At 43.9% G+C, this 16,347-nt stretch carries 14 protein-coding genes and 1 pseudogene; 8 read left to right on the top strand and 7 right to left on the bottom strand.

Annotation, left to right across the window (positions count from 1 at the left end; all coding sequences use genetic code 11):
- Position 1 precedes the first annotated feature (1 nt).
- The 7 genes and pseudogenes from DWW86_RS07285 (at position 2) to DWW86_RS07315 (ending at position 5,595) form a co-directional block, all read left to right on the top strand.
- A complete protein-coding gene (locus DWW86_RS07285; protein ID WP_117942713.1) occupies positions 2-277 on the top strand; it encodes an acylphosphatase in 276 nt (91 codons plus the stop codon).
- 14 nt (positions 278-291) lie between these two features.
- A complete protein-coding gene (locus DWW86_RS07290) occupies positions 292-552 on the top strand; it encodes a hypothetical protein (protein WP_117942714.1) in 261 nt (86 codons plus the stop codon).
- Positions 553-659: 107 nt separating this feature from the next.
- Positions 660-1,859, top strand: coding sequence for an ATP-binding protein (locus DWW86_RS07295; protein WP_286187673.1), 1,200 nt, complete (start codon positions 660-662; stop codon positions 1,857-1,859).
- A gap of 175 nt (positions 1,860-2,034) precedes the next feature.
- Positions 2,035-2,226: pseudogene (locus tag DWW86_RS17545) on the top strand (EamA family transporter); the annotation flags it as partial.
- Between the two features lie 197 nt (positions 2,227-2,423).
- Positions 2,424-3,248 (top strand): ATP-dependent sacrificial sulfur transferase LarE, encoded by an 825-nt coding sequence (gene larE, locus DWW86_RS07305; protein ID WP_353652681.1) that lies wholly within the window; start codon positions 2,424-2,426, stop codon positions 3,246-3,248.
- A complete protein-coding gene (locus tag DWW86_RS07310) occupies positions 3,249-4,004 on the top strand; it encodes a tRNA threonylcarbamoyladenosine dehydratase (RefSeq protein WP_072522642.1) in 756 nt (251 codons plus the stop codon). It abuts the gene before it with no gap.
- Between the two features lie 205 nt (positions 4,005-4,209).
- On the top strand, positions 4,210-5,595 hold the full coding sequence (locus tag DWW86_RS07315; RefSeq protein WP_117942717.1) for a hypothetical protein: 1,386 nt from the start codon (positions 4,210-4,212) through the stop codon (positions 5,593-5,595).
- Positions 5,596-5,634: 39 nt separating this feature from the next.
- Here DWW86_RS07315 and pyk read toward each other — a convergent pair whose 3' ends face one another.
- The 7 genes from pyk to DWW86_RS07350 all read right to left on the bottom strand — a co-directional run bounded on the left by pyk (position 5,635) and on the right by DWW86_RS07350 (position 15,186).
- The gene (gene pyk, locus DWW86_RS07320) at positions 5,635-7,059 is read right to left on the bottom strand and encodes a pyruvate kinase (RefSeq protein WP_072522644.1); all 1,425 of its coding nucleotides are present in this window, start codon (positions 7,057-7,059) and stop codon (positions 5,635-5,637) included.
- 179 nt (positions 7,060-7,238) lie between these two features.
- A complete protein-coding gene (locus DWW86_RS07325) occupies positions 7,239-8,534 on the bottom strand; it encodes a chloride channel protein (protein WP_117942718.1) in 1,296 nt (431 codons plus the stop codon).
- A gap of 139 nt (positions 8,535-8,673) precedes the next feature.
- Complete coding sequence (locus tag DWW86_RS07330) at positions 8,674-11,229, bottom strand: heavy metal translocating P-type ATPase (protein WP_117942719.1); 2,556 nt, start codon at positions 11,227-11,229, stop codon at positions 8,674-8,676.
- Positions 11,230-11,402: 173 nt separating this feature from the next.
- On the bottom strand, positions 11,403-11,732 hold the full coding sequence (locus DWW86_RS07335) for a metal-sensing transcriptional repressor (protein WP_072523424.1): 330 nt from the start codon (positions 11,730-11,732) through the stop codon (positions 11,403-11,405).
- Between the two features lie 981 nt (positions 11,733-12,713).
- Positions 12,714-14,048, bottom strand: coding sequence for an MATE family efflux transporter (locus tag DWW86_RS07340; protein ID WP_072522647.1), 1,335 nt, complete (start codon positions 14,046-14,048; stop codon positions 12,714-12,716).
- 291 nt (positions 14,049-14,339) lie between these two features.
- Entirely contained in the window at positions 14,340-14,498 is a 159-nt protein-coding gene (locus DWW86_RS07345; protein ID WP_117942720.1) for a TrkA C-terminal domain-containing protein, read from the bottom strand.
- On the bottom strand, positions 14,485-15,186 hold the full coding sequence (locus DWW86_RS07350; protein WP_117942721.1) for a potassium channel family protein: 702 nt from the start codon (positions 15,184-15,186) through the stop codon (positions 14,485-14,487). The genes DWW86_RS07345 and DWW86_RS07350 overlap by 14 nt, the downstream gene beginning before the upstream one ends.
- A 152-nt stretch (positions 15,187-15,338) precedes the next feature.
- Here DWW86_RS07350 and DWW86_RS07355 point away from each other — a divergent pair, with 152 nt between their 5' ends.
- Positions 15,339-16,244 carry an AEC family transporter gene (locus DWW86_RS07355; protein WP_117942849.1) on the top strand — a complete coding sequence of 302 codons (906 nt, stop codon included), beginning with the start codon at positions 15,339-15,341 and terminating at the stop codon, positions 16,242-16,244.
- Positions 16,245-16,347 lie beyond the last annotated feature (103 nt).

Consider the following 16,347-nt stretch of genomic DNA (forward strand, 5'->3'; position numbering starts at 1 on the left):
CATGCACAGGATAAGACAATCCATTCAGTTCTATGGAAGAGTTCAGGGCGTGGGCTTCCGTTACAAACTTGGTTATCTGGCAGACAAATACAGTGTGACCGGATGGGCGAGAAATGAATATGACGGATCGGTTTCGACAGAGCTGCAGGGGCTGGAAGAAGATATTGACAAGATTGTACAGGCACTTTACAATGACCGGTATATAGAGATTGACGATATCCGAAGACGTGAGATTTCTGTGGATGAGGAAGAACGAAGATTCGGAGTTCGATACTAAAGGAGGGCACACGAGTGGACGAATTATATCAGGCAATTGAGGAGAAGATCAAAGCAGCAGGATATCCGAGAGAGATTTCCGGTCAGGCTGTGTACGAAGATATCTGTGACCAGATCGAGGGAAAAGAAAACGGCAGTTATGTGTTACTGTCCAAATTTGATGACGATGTGATTTTTGAGTATCACATTACGATCATGGATCACGAATTTAATCTCGGAATTCTTACAATGAGACTTCCGGAGGGCATATACGCAGCAAACTTTGATGAAGACTGACAGAACAGAGCGGGTGAAAACCTGCTCTTTTTGTATGATGGTTATGGTAAGTACTATAGCTACATGCAAACATTTCGCATTTTCGTGAAAAACTACAGAAAAACATTTTGCTATTTCGTGAAAAAAACAGGGATGTGCAGAATCTTTTCATAGATGAGATGGACGATTTGGATAGCTTTTTCCGTAATTTATTTCTTTTGAAGGGACGGGAATTGAAGGGGAAAAAGTGTGTCCTGATTTTTGATGAAGTTCAGTTGTTTCCGCAGGCAAGACAGGCAATTAAATATCTGGTAGCAGATGGTCGGTATGATTATATTGAAACAGGATCATTGATTTCGATACGTAAAAATATTCAAAATATCCTTATTCCATCAGAAGAATATAGGATAAAAATGTATCCAATGGACTTTGAAGAATATCTGTGGGCACTGGGCGATACGGTCACATTTGAGGCGATTAAAAGTGCTTACGAAAAGAGAAAACCACTGGGTGATTCTATTCACCGAAAAATAATGAAAAAGTTCCGGACATATATGGTTATAGGAGGAATGCCGCAGGCTGTCAGTGCATTTGTTGAAGGAAAAACTTTTGCACAGATTGACTTTATAAAAAGAAATATACTGAGTCTTTATGAAGAGGATCTGGCAAAATATGATCGAGATAATCGGGAAAAAGCGTCGGTGGTTTTTCGAACGATTCCGGAACAGTTGGAGAATAAGAATTCACATTTCAAATTTTCTGTGATTGATAAAAATGCAAGATATCAAAACTACGTAGATGCGGTAAGCTTTATATCAGAGTCTATGATGGGGAATGAGTGTATTAATGTAACGAAACCGGAAGTGGCACTTGAATTGTTTGCAGACCGTAGCAATTTCAAACTGTATATGGGCGATACCGGACTTCTGGTAACACAGATTATGAAGAGTAGAGATGAGACAGATGAAGATTTGTATAAAGCACTGATTATAGATAATCTCAGCGTTAATCAGGGGATGATTATTGAAAATGTGGTTGCACAGATGCTCAGAGCATCTGGTCATGAATTGTATTTTCATGAGTATTTATATACTCCGGAAGATTCTGTCAGGGAAAAGAAATATGAAATAGATTTTATGACTGTTAAAAAGAAAAAAATCTGTCCGATTGAGGTAAAATCTTCCGGATACATGTCTCACAAATCTTTTGATTATCTGACGAAAAAATACCAGTTGAAGATGCAGGATCGTTATATTATTTATACGAAAGACTTAAAATATAAAGATGAGATTATGTATATACCTATTTATATGACAATGTTGATATAATAGAAGTTTTGTAACTATTCAGAAGATGATTTGGAATGCATTTTGACTCGTAACTGTGAGGGTGCTGAACAGCACTTCAGAAGGGGGATATCAATAAAGTCGTCCCGATCGATAAGTCCAGTACGATTCTGACGATTTTACTTGCGCTGATTTTTCTTCATGAAGGATTATCATGGGCAAAGGCTGGATGTGTTATTACCGTGCCCTGCAGCAGGGACCGGCAAGTGTGGTCGTGCCAATCGACAAACTGAGCATTCTTGTGACGATTGCATTCTCATGGATCGTATTCCATGAGAAACTGACACGGAAATCAGCGGTGGGGGGTGTACTTATCACGGTGGGAACCGTATTGATGACAAAGCTATAAAGATTAGGAGTTAGAGATTATGGGACATTTTTATTTTATAAGACATGGACAGACTGTATGGAATGTAGAGAACAAAATCTGATTTTGAATAATCTACAAATTATGTGCACTGTGTTTAAAGGATTTACAGGTTGTACGGTTTACTGCAATATGCTATAATACACACTTGAATACTAGGTTAAAAGGAGCGTTTTATAGTGACTATTCATGATAAATATAGAGTACTACAGGAGAATCTCAAAGCACTGGGAAGTGTAGCAGTTGCGTTTTCAAGTGGAGTGGATTCTACATTTCTTCTGAAGGCGGCGCAGGAAGCTCTTGGTGACAAGGTGATCGCGGTTACGGCAAGCTCCTGTTCTTTCCCGAAGAGAGAGTTAGAAGAAGCAAAAGCATTCTGTGAAAAAAACGGAATCCGCCAGATCATTGTTGAATCCGAAGAACTGGATATCGACGGTTTTCGGCAGAATCCGAAGAACCGCTGTTATCTGTGTAAGCATGAACTGTTTGAGAAAATCTGGGAGATTGCGAAGGAAAACGGCATGAATGCTGTAGCCGAAGGATCCAATATGGATGACAACGGAGATTACCGTCCGGGTCTGATCGCAGTCAAAGAGCTCGGTGTCAGCAGTCCGCTTCGTCAGGCAGAGTTTTCCAAAGCTGAGATCCGCGAACTGTCCAAAGAAATGGGACTTCCGACCTGGGATAAACAGTCCTTTGCATGTCTTTCTTCACGTTTTGTATATGGAGAAACGATCAATGAGCAAAAGCTTGGAATGGTTGATAAAGCAGAGCAGCTGCTTCTTGACATGGGATTCTATCAGGTACGCGTCCGTATTCACGGAAATATCGCAAGAATCGAAGTTCTTCCGGAAGAGATCACAAAGATTGTTGAAGAAAAAAACAGAATGAAGATTGCATCGAAACTGAAAGAATATGGCTTTGATTATGTAACACTGGATCTTCTGGGTTACCGTACCGGAAGTATGAACGAAACACTTGAAGATAAGGAGATTAAGAGATAAATGTTGAATCAGTTTTCCAGAACACAGCTTTTATTTGGCAAAGAGGCAATGGAGAAACTGTCCGGCTCCCGTGTTGCCGTATTTGGAATCGGCGGAGTTGGTGGTTATACTGTCGAGGCACTTGTACGAAGCGGAGTCGGAGCAATTGACCTGATCGATGATGACAAAGTATGTCTGACAAATCTCAACAGACAGATCATTGCGACCAGAAGTACAATTGGCAAATACAAGGTAGACGTTATGAAAGAACGTATTCTGGACATCAACCCGAAGGTCGAGGTGAATGTTCATAAATGTTTCTATCTGCCGGAAACAAAGGATGAATTTGATTTTTCGCAGTATTCCTATGTGGTAGATGCGGTAGATACTGTGACTGCGAAGATTCAGCTTGTCATGGAGGCAAAAGAAGCCGGAGTTCCGATCATCAGCAGTATGGGTGCAGGAAACAAGCTGGATCCGACAGCTTTTGAAGTGGCTGACATTTATAAAACATCTGTCTGCCCGCTGGCGAAGGTCATGCGGCGTGAATTAAAGAAACGTGGAGTGAAAAAACTCAAAGTAGTTTATTCAAAAGAACAGCCGACCAGACCGATTGAAGATATGTCAATCAGCTGTCGTACTAACTGCATCTGTCCTCCGGGAGCTGCACATAAATGTACGGAGCGTCGTGATATCCCGGGATCCACTGCATTTGTGCCGTCCGTAGTTGGTCTTATTATAGCAGGAGAAGTCATCAAAGATCTTGCTGCAAAATAAATATGGCGGATGTCAGAACTAAATAAGGTCCCTGTTTCGGGCTGTTATCTTGCGATATATCGAATGAAATTGCGGATAATGGCCCGTTTTGGACTCGCTTTATATAGCTAAAACGAATTAATGATAAGATGAAAGTATCGTTTTGACTCGTAACTGTGAGGGTACTGAACAGTTACCGTATTTCTATACAAAGGAGAAAATTCGTATGAGAAGAAATAAAAAGAGTAGAATTCTTGCAGTCTTACTTGCCGTGTCCCTGTCAGGAAGTTCTGCAGTTTACGCACAGGCAGAGGTAAGTATTACTCCGGCAGCAGAAGCCGAAGATCCGGATACGGATATCGAGATATGTGGTGAAGAACATGAGATGAAGGAAGTGCAGGTAGTGGAACCTACCTGTACAGAAGCAGGATATGTACTCTGGAAATGTCCGAGCTGTGGCTACGAGGAAAAACGTGATCTCAAAAAGGCACTTGGTCATGAGCTTGAGGTGGTTTCTACAGAAGAAGCTGCGGAAAATACTCCGGGAAAAGTTGTTTATAAATGCAAAAGAAAAAACTGTGATTATACAGAGACCATACCGATTCCTGTCAAAGAACCGTGTACAGAGGGAAAAGAAGACAACAAGGATAACGACAAAGACAATAACCCGGGAAACGGTGAAAAGTCAGATGTGCCAGCTGATCCGAACGAAAATGATAAGACTGATAACAATGGTGAGACAAAGCCGGATACCGGAAATGAATCCGGTGAAGATTCTGATAAGACAGAGGAACCCGCGGTTGACGAAGAAGAACTCCCGGATGTGGATGAAGAATATGCGTCCTATGCTTCTTCTACATCTACGGAGGTTGTAGCAGAATATGATCCGACAACGGCTTCCCATACAATCAAAGTAGTGAAAGACGCGAAGCACCCGGAGGAAGTTGAGGAGATTGAGGGCAAAACTGTTGCAGATAATACAGCCAGAATCAGCAGAGATGAACAGGGAAACCTTACGGATCTGGCGATATCTACGGAAATTGAAAAGATTAAAAACGGATTTTCTCTGACCAGTGAATCAAAAACATTGAAATCTATTTCCATCATAAATGCGAAAGATCTGCCAAATGACTGGTTTACTTTAAATGCAGGCAAAACGGCAGGTGAACTTGGAATTCATGTAGAGTATACAAAAGATGAAATAGTTCTGACTCTGACGGAAAACAAGAAGATACTGAATATTGTAAACGTTACAGAGGATGAGACAACGATTACAATGAAGACTTCAACCGGCGGAAGCTTTGGGATTCGAAAAAATCTTCAGAAGTTTTCAACAAAACTTGAGGGCGTGGTAAAAGGCACAAAGAACCGGATCGTACTGAAAGGTACAGAAGGTGCGAAACCATCTGTGGAGCTGTCTTATGTGAAAGAGAAGAGAGAGGACGACACGGCAGTTAAAGAAACAGCAGAAAAAGATAATGAAACTGAAAATAAAGAAAACGATGAAGACTCTGCAAATGCAGAGGAAGAAAGAAATGAAGAACATTACTGGATCAGAGCCTATAACGACGAGGTGGAGGATCCAATTGTGATCACTGTTTATAAGAAATAAAAATTAACGGGGCATATCAAAACGATATGCCCCGTGATTTTAGTATTCGCCTACAACTGTAGCTTTAAGCAGGTTGGTGTTTCCGGAACGTCCAAGCGGAACTCCGACAGTCAGAACAACGACATCGCCTTTTTTTACATAGCCGTTTTCTTCGGCGGCTTCTGTAGCGTGAAGGAGAAGGATCTCCATGCTGTATTCTTCTTTTGTCAGGATCGGAGCAACACCCCATACCATGTTTAACTGACGCCATGTACGTTCATCCGGAGTACATGCGATGATCTGGCATCCTGGACGATATTTGGAAACCATGCGTGCAGTGTTTCCGGAACGGGTAACTGCGATGATGGCTTTTGCATTCAGGTCGATGGCTGTCATGCAGGTAGCATGAGAAATCGCAGTTGTTACGTTGGTAGTGTCATCTTTTGTACGAACACTGAACTGTTGGTTGTATTCAACATCAGCTTCTGTACGGCGGGCAATCTTGACCATCGTCTTGAGTGCTTCAATCGGATATTTACCGGCAGCAGTTTCACCGGAAAGCATGATCGCACTCGTTCCCTGATAGATGGCATTGGCAACGTCTGTAGTCTCTGCACGTGTCGGACGTGGATTCTTGATCATGGAATCCAGCATCTGAGTTGCTGTGATAACCTGTTTGCCGGCACTGTATACTTGGGAAATGATATCTTTCTGAATAACCGGAACGTCTTCAAGCGGAATTTCAACACCCATATCACCACGGGCGATCATGATACCGTCTGCGGCTTCAATGATGCTGTCGATGTTGTCAACACCCTGCTGGTTCTCGATCTTTGCGATGATCTTGATGTCGTGGCCGCCGTTTTTCTCGAGGATATCGCGGATCTCTTTGACATCGGCTGCTGTTCTGGTGAAGGAAGCAGCGATGAAATCATAGCCTTCTTTGATACCGAAAAGGATATCGTCATGATCCTTTGGGCTGATAAATGGCATATTTACTTCGACGCCAGGAAGGTTTACACCTTTTTTGTTGCTGAGGACACCGCCGTTTATAACGGTACAGACAATGTCATGACCTTTGATCTTTTTGACTTCAAGTCCGATCAGACCATCATCGATCAGAATGCTGTTGCCAGGTTTGACATCTTTATATAAATCCTTGTAGGTAACAGAAACGATTTTTTCATTTCCTTCGATCTCATCTGCAGTCAGAGTAAATTCCTGACCTTCCTTCAGAGTGATCTTTCCATCTGCAAATTCGCAGATACGAATTTCAGGACCTTTTGTATCGAGAAGCGCTGCAACTGGTTTGTTAAGACGTGTGCGGATTTCTTTTAATTTATCAATACGGCCTTTCTGTTCATCGTGTAAACCATGAGAGAAGTTAAAACGTGCTACATTCATTCCTTCTTTAATTAATTCTTCCAGAACACCGTCTTTGTCAGTAGACGGACCAAGGGTACAGATAATTTTTGTTTTGCGCATTCAAATTCCTCCTACTTTTCCTAAAAAATACACCTTTATTCTAACATATAATTGTCATTGTACAAGTTAAGTTTTTGATAAAATACACGTTAAATTTATAACATAATATCAAAGATTGTGGGAGCAGTTTAATACAAAACAATCTTTGATATCTAAAACACAACAATCGCCATACCAGTTTAAAATCTGGTATGACGATTGATGTATTTTGCCTTATATTTAGAATATACGATCGTCTGATCTTTATACAGTCCGTAATAACCGGAAACGGCATAGCTGATGGAAACTGCGATCAGATAATAGGAAACACCACGGAATCCGAAGAGCTCAAATGCGATCAGGATCGAGGTGATCGGGCAGTTGGTAACACCGCAGAAAAGTGCTGCCATTCCGGCGGCCGCGCAGATAGACGGGGAAAGTCCTATCAGATGCCCCATGAGACATCCGAAAGTTGCGCCGATGCAGAACGACGGAACAATCTCACCACCGCGGAATCCGGCACGCATGGTCAGCGCGGTCAGAAGAATTTTCCAGAAGAAATCCAGTGGACGCGTCTGTCCCTCTTCAATGGCAAGCTCGATCAGATTGTTGCCTGCGCCCATGTAATCAGTAGTTCGTAAAAGCAAAGTGATCGCAATGATGATCGCACTGGCAGCAACAATACGAATATAGGGATTTTTGAAATATTTTGTGTAAAGTTTGCTGATTCCCTGCAATGTCATGCAGAAAATGATACTGATCGCGGCACATGCGACAGCGACGAGAACCATTTTCAGACCGGTTTCCACAGTAAGATCCGGAATATCTACAACGTGAAAAGATTCTGGATGAATTCCGAAGTTGGCAGCAAATTCCGAAGCAATAATAGAAGATATCACGCATGGAACCAGTGCTGCATAGTACATGATACCGACGCTGACTACTTCCATGGAAAAAACAGCTGCAGCCATCGGAGTACCGAAAACAGCGGAGAAAGCCGCACTCATTCCACACATGACCATGACGTGACGGTCTTCTTCGTCGAGACGGAACCAGCTTCCGAGCTGATTACCGATACTTCCGCCAAGCTGGATCGCTGCACCTTCACGTCCGGCAGAACCACCGGCAAAGTGTGTCAGGATCGTGGAAATGAAAATCAGCGGAGCAGAACGGAAGGGAACGTCATCCTGTGAGCGGATGGTGGAAAGTACCTGATTGGTGCCGCCATCGTCCTGTCCGAGTTTCTGATAGAGAAAGACGATGACAAGGCCGGTAGCGGGCAGCAGAAAGAACACCCAGAAGTGTTCTGTGCGGTAAGTTGTAACAAATTTCAGTGCCCGTGCAAAAAGACTGCTGATGAAACCGACCATCAGCCCGGTCAGGACTGCGAGAAGCAGCCACTTGATCAGATTTGTCATGTCATACCGGATGTGCCCGGCATAATAGTGCAGATCGTGAGTTTTTCCCGGATTTTTATTATCCTGTGTGTTGTTCATAAGCTCCCCCAAAAGTTAAATAGTGTTTTGCATATTCCCGAAGTATTTTTGTTTATATCAGGACATGCAACAAACGGTTCCGGGAAATATTCTGCGGAACCGTCTGATGATTGTGATTATAAGTCTGTGTGATTTGGTATTACTCCTGAGTAATTCCTGTAACCTCATATCCTGCTTCTTTGATTGTAGCGCGGATCTTGTCTTCGTCAACTTTTTCCGGTGCTGTGAAAACAGTTGTGTTGCTTTCATGGGAAGATACGACATCTTCTGCGCCGAAAACTTTTTTGATTGCTTCATTTACATGTGCTTCGCAGTGTCCGCACATCATTCCTTCAACATTAACTGTAACTTTTACCATAGTTTTTTGCTCCTTTTCTTTTATATTATAATCATTTTTTAATTCAATGGAAGTAGCTTGTTTCATTTTTTTATCTTTTTTTGCATCGTGAATCTTAAACAGATTCAGACGAAGTGCATTTGTAACGACGCAGAAGCTGGAGAGGCTCATTGCTGCAGCGCCAAACATCGGGTTGAGTGTCCAGCCGAAAATTGGGATCCAGACACCGGCAGCGAGCGGAATACCGATGACATTGTAGAAAAATGCCCAGAAAAGATTTTCGTGGATATTTTTCAGGGTAGCACGGCTGAGACGGATCGTAGCAGGAACATCACTCAGGCGGCTCTTCATCAGGACAACATCGGCAGCGTCGATTGCAATATCTGTTCCGGCACCGATCGCGATTCCGATATCAGCCCGTGTAAGAGCCGGAGCATCGTTGATACCGTCACCGACCATGGCAACTTTGCCCTGCTCCTTCAGGGAACGGATCACGCTTTCTTTGCCATCAGGGAGAACTCCGGCAATGACATCGTCAACGCCTGCCTGAGCACCGATTGCTCTTGCGGTACGTTCGTTGTCACCGGTCAGCATAACTACGCGGATGCCCATGTTCTGAAGTTCTTTGATTGCCTGCGGGCTGTCCTCTTTGATAACATCAGCGACTGCAATAATTCCGACCAGTTTGCCGTTTTGTGCAAAAAGGAGGGGAGTTTTTCCCTGCTCGGCAAGTTTCTCTGCTTTCCGGGAGAGAGAAGCAGGAACGTGTACCCTGCTGCTGATGAATTTCATACTTCCGCCGATCAGGGTTTCATTATTCAATACCGCGGAAAGACCATTTCCCGGAAGTGCATGGAAATCGGAAACTTCCGGTGCAGTAAGGTGCAGGTTTTCGGCATGCTCTAAAATTGCTTTTGCAAGCGGATGCTCACTCTTTTTTTCAAGGGCAAATGCCATTGTAAGAAGCTCTGTTTCAGAAATTCCGTCAGCCGGGAGAAGGTCTGTTACCTCTGGATGTCCGCTTGTGATGGTACCCGTTTTGTCGAGTGCTACGATCTGGACTTTGCCTGCTTCTTCGAGAGAAACCGCTGTTTTGAAAAGGATGCCGTTCTTTGCGCCCATACCATTGCCGACCATAATTGCTACAGGAGTGGCAAGTCCAAGTGCACATGGACAACTGATGACAAGAACAGAAATTCCACGTGCAAGTGAGTAGCCAAATTCATGTCCGGTCAGAAGCCAGATAATGGTTGTAATGACTGCAATTGTGATGACTGTCGGGACAAAAATACCGGAAACACGGTCTGCAATCTTTGCAATCGGAGCTTTGGTGGCGGCGGCATCACTGACCATTTTGATGATCTGGGAGAGTGTGGTGTCTTCGCCTACACGGGTTGCCTCGCACTTGATAAATCCGGACTGGTTGACGGTTGCTGCGGAAACAAGATCACCGGCAGCTTTGTCAACAGGGATGCTTTCGCCGGTCAGTGCAGATTCGTTGATGGCGCTGGTACCTTCGATGATCACACCGTCGACCGGAATGTTTTCTCCGGGCCGTACGATGAAAATATCGCCTTTTTTTACCTGTTCGATTGGAACGGTGGCTTCCTGGCCATTACGGAGAATGACAGCTGTTTTCGGTGCAAGTTTCATAAGACTCTTTAATGCATCGGTTGTTTTGCCTTTAGAGCGTGCTTCGAGCATTTTTCCGACGGTGATCAGAGTCAGAATCATGGCAGCGGATTCAAAATAAAATTCCATCATGTAGTTCATGACTGCGGCGGAATCACCGTCAACCTGTGCTCTTGTCATGGCGAAGAGTGCATAAACACTCCATACAAAAGATGCCATGGAACCAAGTGCGACAAGGGTGTCCATGTTCGGAGAACGGTGCCACAGACTCTTAAAGCCGCTGATAAAGAATTTCTGGTTGATGACCATGATGATTCCGGCAAGCAGAAGCTGTACAAGCCCCATGGCAATATGGTTGTCGTTGAACCATGCAGGAAGCGGCCAGCCCCACATCATGTGTCCCATGGAGAAATACATGAGGACGAGGAGAAAACCTGTCGAGGCGATCAGTCGGCGTTTGAGAACCGGTGTCTCGTGGTCTTCGAGTGCTTCTTCAGCCTCGGACATGGAAACCTGTTCTTTGGCAGCGCTTTTGAGTGAGGCTCCATAGCCTGCCTGTTGTACGGCAGTGATGATATCGTGGGAAGAGGCAGTTCCCTCAACTCCCATAGAATTTGTCAGAAGGCTGACAGAACAGGATGTGACTCCCGGAACTTTTGATACAGCCTTTTCTACACGGGATGAGCAGGCAGCGCAGCTCATGCCGGTGACGTTATATTGTTCCATTGCGGTACCTCCTTATGAAATACTGAGAGAATCTCCTTTAAAGTGGTATGCAGCCTTGTGTGCTGCAAAGATCATGGCAATAATGACGATCAGTAAAATAATAATGTCATCTGGTTTCATGGTTATTTTTCCTCTGAAAATTCTTCAGTTTTATGTTTATCCAGTTGTTACAGTTACTTCATCAGTTTCTGAAGAGTTGCGACAAGCTCGTCAATTGTCTCGTCTTTGCCCGCGCGGATATCGCGTGCAACGCAGGTTCGGATATGATTCGCGAGAAGTTCTTTATTGAATGAGTTAACTGCGGCATTTACAGCGGCAGACTGGATAAGGATGTCGTTGCAGTAAGCATCGTTTTCCAACATTCCTATGATTCCCCGTATCTGTCCCTCAATACGTTTCAGACGGTTGACAAGTTTCCTGCGGTCAGCTTCTGAACGGTCTGTGTGCTTCATACTGCAGCAGGAACAGACCGGTGATTTATCGGATGTGGTATCACATGGCATTGCGTTTGCGGAAATATCGGCAGTTGTCTGGTCTTTATTACAATTACAATCGGACATAGGTAAGACTCCTTTCTGTATGTGAGTGGATTATTCGGATAAATACCCTGTAGGGGTATGATGATTCTGGTAACAATATATACCCCATAAGGGTATTTGTCAAGAGGGAATATAGAAAATGTGAGGGGTGGGTGACCTGGTAAGGGGAAAGGTCTGGCTGAGATAATGGGATCTGAGAGGTGTTATGACTCGTGGAGGAGAAAGGCTTGAGGAAGTCATCAAAAAGTGAGCGGTGTAATGACTTGCAGAGGAGAAAGTCATATAGAAGTCCACGAAATGTAGGTAAATCGGGTACCCAGCGGGAGAGAAAGTCATGAGAAAGTCATCAGAATGAGAAAAATCGGGTACCCTGTGGGAGAGAAAGTCATGAGGGGGTCCACGAAATGTAGGTAAACTGGGTACCCTGTGGGAGAGAAAGTCATGAGGGGGTCCACGAAATGTAGGTAAACTGGGTACCCTGTGGGAGAGAAAGTCATGAGAAAGTCAATGAAACAGTGAAAAATGGTGGACTCTGATAGGGGAATGTTCAAATGGAATCAACAAGAACATGAAAAAAGGTAGACTTCAGAAAGAGAAAGTCCCGACAGGGTAAATAAATTCGAATTAAGATTTGAATAAAGAATAAGATTCGAATGAAAAATGAGGTGTTTGAATGAAGATGAACAGGAGGAAGATTTGCGGAGAACAATGAAATATCCAGATGAAAATAAGATATGGTAGTCGCTAATAAAAAGATAAGATTTCCATCCAATAGAATGTCAACATACAGAAAAGCCTTTTACATATGAAAACCAGGGATACAGTGTGTAAATCAATATATTACATACCTGATATATCAAGAAATCTTATATAACCCAGGGGTGCGCGAGGGGACTGGTAAGTCCCCTCGGTTGGGTCCCTGAGGGAAACTCCCTCAACAGGGGGCTACGCCCCGATTCCGATAACCTTCCGACTGATCATAAATGACACCCCGGCGGTCAAAGCTTCTGCAATCCAGAATGCATTCCAGACTCCGACAGCCCCAAAGAAGTGACTTAAGATAAACGCGGCCGGCAGAATGATGATCAGATATCTGCAGAGAGAGACAACCAGCGAAGCACTGCCTCGTCCAAGTCCCTCCAGGGCACCACAGGATGTAACAGATACAGAAGAAACAAGAAAACCTGCGCAGATGATCCGAAGGGCAGTTTTGCCGGCGGCAATTGTCTCAGGATTGGTGGTGAACATCCCGATAAGCTGTCCCGGCACAGTCAGACAGATGATAGTTCCGATAAGCATGATCACACCACTCATACACAGAGTAACAAAATAAATTTTTTTCACACGTTTATGCTCTCCGGCACCGTAATTATATCCGATGACCGGACGCATGCCCTGGACGATGCCGCTCGCCGGAAGATACAGGAATGTCTGGAGCTTGTAGTAGATTCCGAGGATGACTACATAACTCTGTGAATATGCAGCCAGAAGTCCGTTCAGTGCAGAGACCAGCACAGAAGGAAGTGCCAGATTTAAAGCGCCGGGAATGCCGACAGAATACAACCGTGCTGCAAGGGCTTTATCTGGATGGAGATATCGGCGACTGATTCGTACCTGAATCGGACGCATCTTATAAACAATCAGATAAAAAGCAAGATTCAGTACCTGACCAAGTCCGGTCGCGAGGGCAGCACCTTCGATCCCCATGGCAGGGAACGGACCAAGGCCAAATATCATCAGAGGATCGAGCAGGATATTAGAAACACAGCCGACCATCAGTCCAATCATAGTTACCTTCATATTGCCGACACCCTGAAAGATTTTTTCGTACGCAAGGTTTATAGTGGTCACAATGGCAAAAAGAAATACAATCGTGGAATAGCGGACGCCAAGGCTGCTGACATTTTTATCTGAAGTAAAAACAGAAAGAAATTTTGGCATGATTGAAATACAGATGACTGTCAGCAGGATTCCATGTAAGGCGGACAGCGCCAGACCATGTGTAGCGGCTTTGCTTGCGGTTTCTTTATTGCCGGCACCCAGACAGATTGCAATCTGCGAGCTGATACCGATACCGAAACCAATTGCGATTGCATTTGAAAAATTCTGCACAGGAAAAACAAGTGACAGCGCGGTCATGGCATCTTCGCTGATCTGGGCAACAAAGAAACTGTCCACGATATTGTACAGAGAATTGACCAGCATGGAAATGACCATTGGCATTGCCATGGATAAAATTAGCGGAAAGACCGGCCGTTCTTTCATAAACGTATCATTCATAACAAACCTCCATAATAGCATCAAATTAGTATCTGTAAAAAATATCCATAAAAAAACGCCGCACAACTACCGCAAAGGGTAATTGTGTGGCGAAAAATAGTCAGACTTTAAAAGCATTGAACCAGAAAAGTCCACACGATGTTTTGGATAAAAACGCAGATGCCTGCGAATCTGGATAGATTCTAGCATAGAACATGAAAAGCCGTCAATAGCGGATTGAAAGTAATCAGACAAAGTACCGATTAAGCTATTTAAAAAATCGATCAGACATAATTGCTGTCGGGATAATTTTCAAATCTCCAGATCATCAGCATTCGCCATGTGAGTCTGGGTATAAAGGATAACGGTATCTCCTTCAAGAAGTATCAGGTTTCCGCTGGGGATGATCAGCTTTTTGTGGCGTCTGACAAGTACGATGATCGAATGTCTGGAAATATCAAGATTCCGCACCGATCACCATTACATCCCCGGCTTTCAGAACCGTATCACCTTTTGGGACAAGGATACGGTGATCGCGCTGGATTACTGCAACAATGATTTTCTGTGGAAAATCAAGTTCAGCAATGTGGTGTCCGACCCATTTGTCGTTTTTGTCAAGACAGATGCGGATAAAATGTACATCTTCCTCCTGTCCGTATTCACCGATTCGCTTCAGGCGCGAGTACTGATCGACAAATCCGGCGGAAATAATACCGGTGGGGATGGCAACCATACCGATACCAAGAAATGCGATAAATATTCCGAAAATCTTGCCCATGGTGGTGACAGGATAAATATCACCATAGCCAACGGTAAGCAAAGTGGAGGCAGCCCACCAGATTCCGGAAAAAGAAGTCAGGTATTTTCCAATCGCCCGTGGTTCTGAAACATCAGGATAAAGATATTTGGCAGTAAATACACGAAGCAGGAAATCAATAGCAAAGAAAGCAACCGTCAGGCGCTCCAGCGTCAGAAGGAGCGGGCCGTATTTCATTTCCATATTATCGAAGGTGTACATGATGCTGACTGTCAGATTCAGCAGGATCGTAAAAGTATTAAAAAAGTCGTAGCCCCAGCACCACGCATCGTAGTTGGAGCCGATTTCAATCAGTTCAAAGAGGCCTGTTCTTAAGATGACTTTGTATACAACTGCGTACAAACGGACTTCTTGCGACTCCTTCTGCGATGTGCTACACTAAAGTGGTTGTTTATCTTATTCTCAAAAGACGGTGAACAACTATCACAGAAGCACAATTAAAGAGAAAGGAAATAGTGTCTTCGATAAAACTGCAGACACTATATAGTAAATTTATGATAACTTTGCTGACACTGCAGCTCACGATTTTTATTCTGGTAGCTGTAGGATTTCTTATGAAAAAAATACATATCATTGGTCCGCCGGGGCAGAAAAATATCAATGATCTTGTAATCTATCTGATACTTCCCTGCAACATTCTCCACGCATTTACGCAGAGTGCAGCGGACGGTGATTTTACAAATTATCTGGAGATCCTTCTTATCTCCATCGGTATTCAGGTATTTTGCGTAATCTATGGAAAATTGATGTTCCGGGGAGAAGCAGAGGGACGTTACAAATGTCTTCAGTACGGTACGATCTGTTCCAATGCAGGGTTTCTCGGTAATCCGATCGCTGAGGGAATCTATGGAATGGAAGGTCTTGTACTTGCCAGCGTCTATCTGATTCCACAGCGAATTATGATGTGGTCTTCCGGCCTGGCTGTTTTTTCCGGAAGCAGTGATAAGATGAAAACACTGAAAAAAGTCGTAACGCATCCGTGTATTCTCGCCTGCGTTCTCGGAATAATCATGATGGTGACCGGCACGCAGCTTCCGCCGGGACTTGACGGAGCGGTTACATCAGTCGGAAACTGCAATACAGCAATGTCCATGATGGTTATCGGAATGATCCTCGCGGACATTGACCTGAAAGATTTCTGGGACTGGACTGTTGTCAAATATACAGTGCACAGACTGGTGATCATTCCGGCAGTGGTTTATCTCGTATGTAGAATGCTTCCACTCAGTAAAACCGTTCTTGGCTTATGTGTACTTCTCGCTGCAATGCCAGCAGGCGCAACGACAAGTATCCTTGCGGAAAAATATCAGGTAGATTCCCCGTTTGCAACAAAGATGGTTATTTTTTCCACCTTACTGTCACTTCCGACCATTTGCCTGTGGAGCATCTTCCTGCAGTGAAATACACTTTCAGACAACAATGTGTCTAATTTTCTTTGTCAAAATCGTAACAACACATCCCCCCTACAGGCTTGTGGAGGGGATGCTTTTTTTATATAATGAA

The organism is Ruminococcus sp. AF17-22AC, assembly GCF_003460065.1.
In the GTDB taxonomy this organism is placed as follows: domain Bacteria; phylum Bacillota; class Clostridia; order Lachnospirales; family Lachnospiraceae; genus Blautia_A.

What these genes read in the sequence shown, in the direction of transcription:
- DWW86_RS07285 (WP_117942713.1), top strand. Translation starts at nt 2, where the DNA reads ATGCACAGGATAAGACAATCCATTCAGTTCTATGGAAGAGTTCAGGGC.
- DWW86_RS07310 (WP_072522642.1), top strand. Translation starts at nt 3,249, where the DNA reads ATGTTGAATCAGTTTTCCAGAACACAGCTTTTATTTGGCAAAGAGGCA.
- DWW86_RS07315 (WP_117942717.1), top strand. Translation starts at nt 4,210, where the DNA reads ATGAGAAGAAATAAAAAGAGTAGAATTCTTGCAGTCTTACTTGCCGTG.
- pyk (WP_072522644.1), bottom strand. Translation starts at nt 7,059, where the DNA reads ATGCGCAAAACAAAAATTATCTGTACCCTTGGTCCGTCTACTGACAAA.
- DWW86_RS07325 (WP_117942718.1), bottom strand. Translation starts at nt 8,534, where the DNA reads ATGAACAACACACAGGATAATAAAAATCCGGGAAAAACTCACGATCTG.
- DWW86_RS07330 (WP_117942719.1), bottom strand. Translation starts at nt 11,229, where the DNA reads ATGGAACAATATAACGTCACCGGCATGAGCTGCGCTGCCTGCTCATCC.
- DWW86_RS07335 (WP_072523424.1), bottom strand. Translation starts at nt 11,732, where the DNA reads ATGCCATGTGATACCACATCCGATAAATCACCGGTCTGTTCCTGCTGC.
- DWW86_RS07340 (WP_072522647.1), bottom strand. Translation starts at nt 14,048, where the DNA reads ATGAATGATACGTTTATGAAAGAACGGCCGGTCTTTCCGCTAATTTTA.
- DWW86_RS07355 (WP_117942849.1), top strand. Translation starts at nt 15,339, where the DNA reads ATGATAACTTTGCTGACACTGCAGCTCACGATTTTTATTCTGGTAGCT.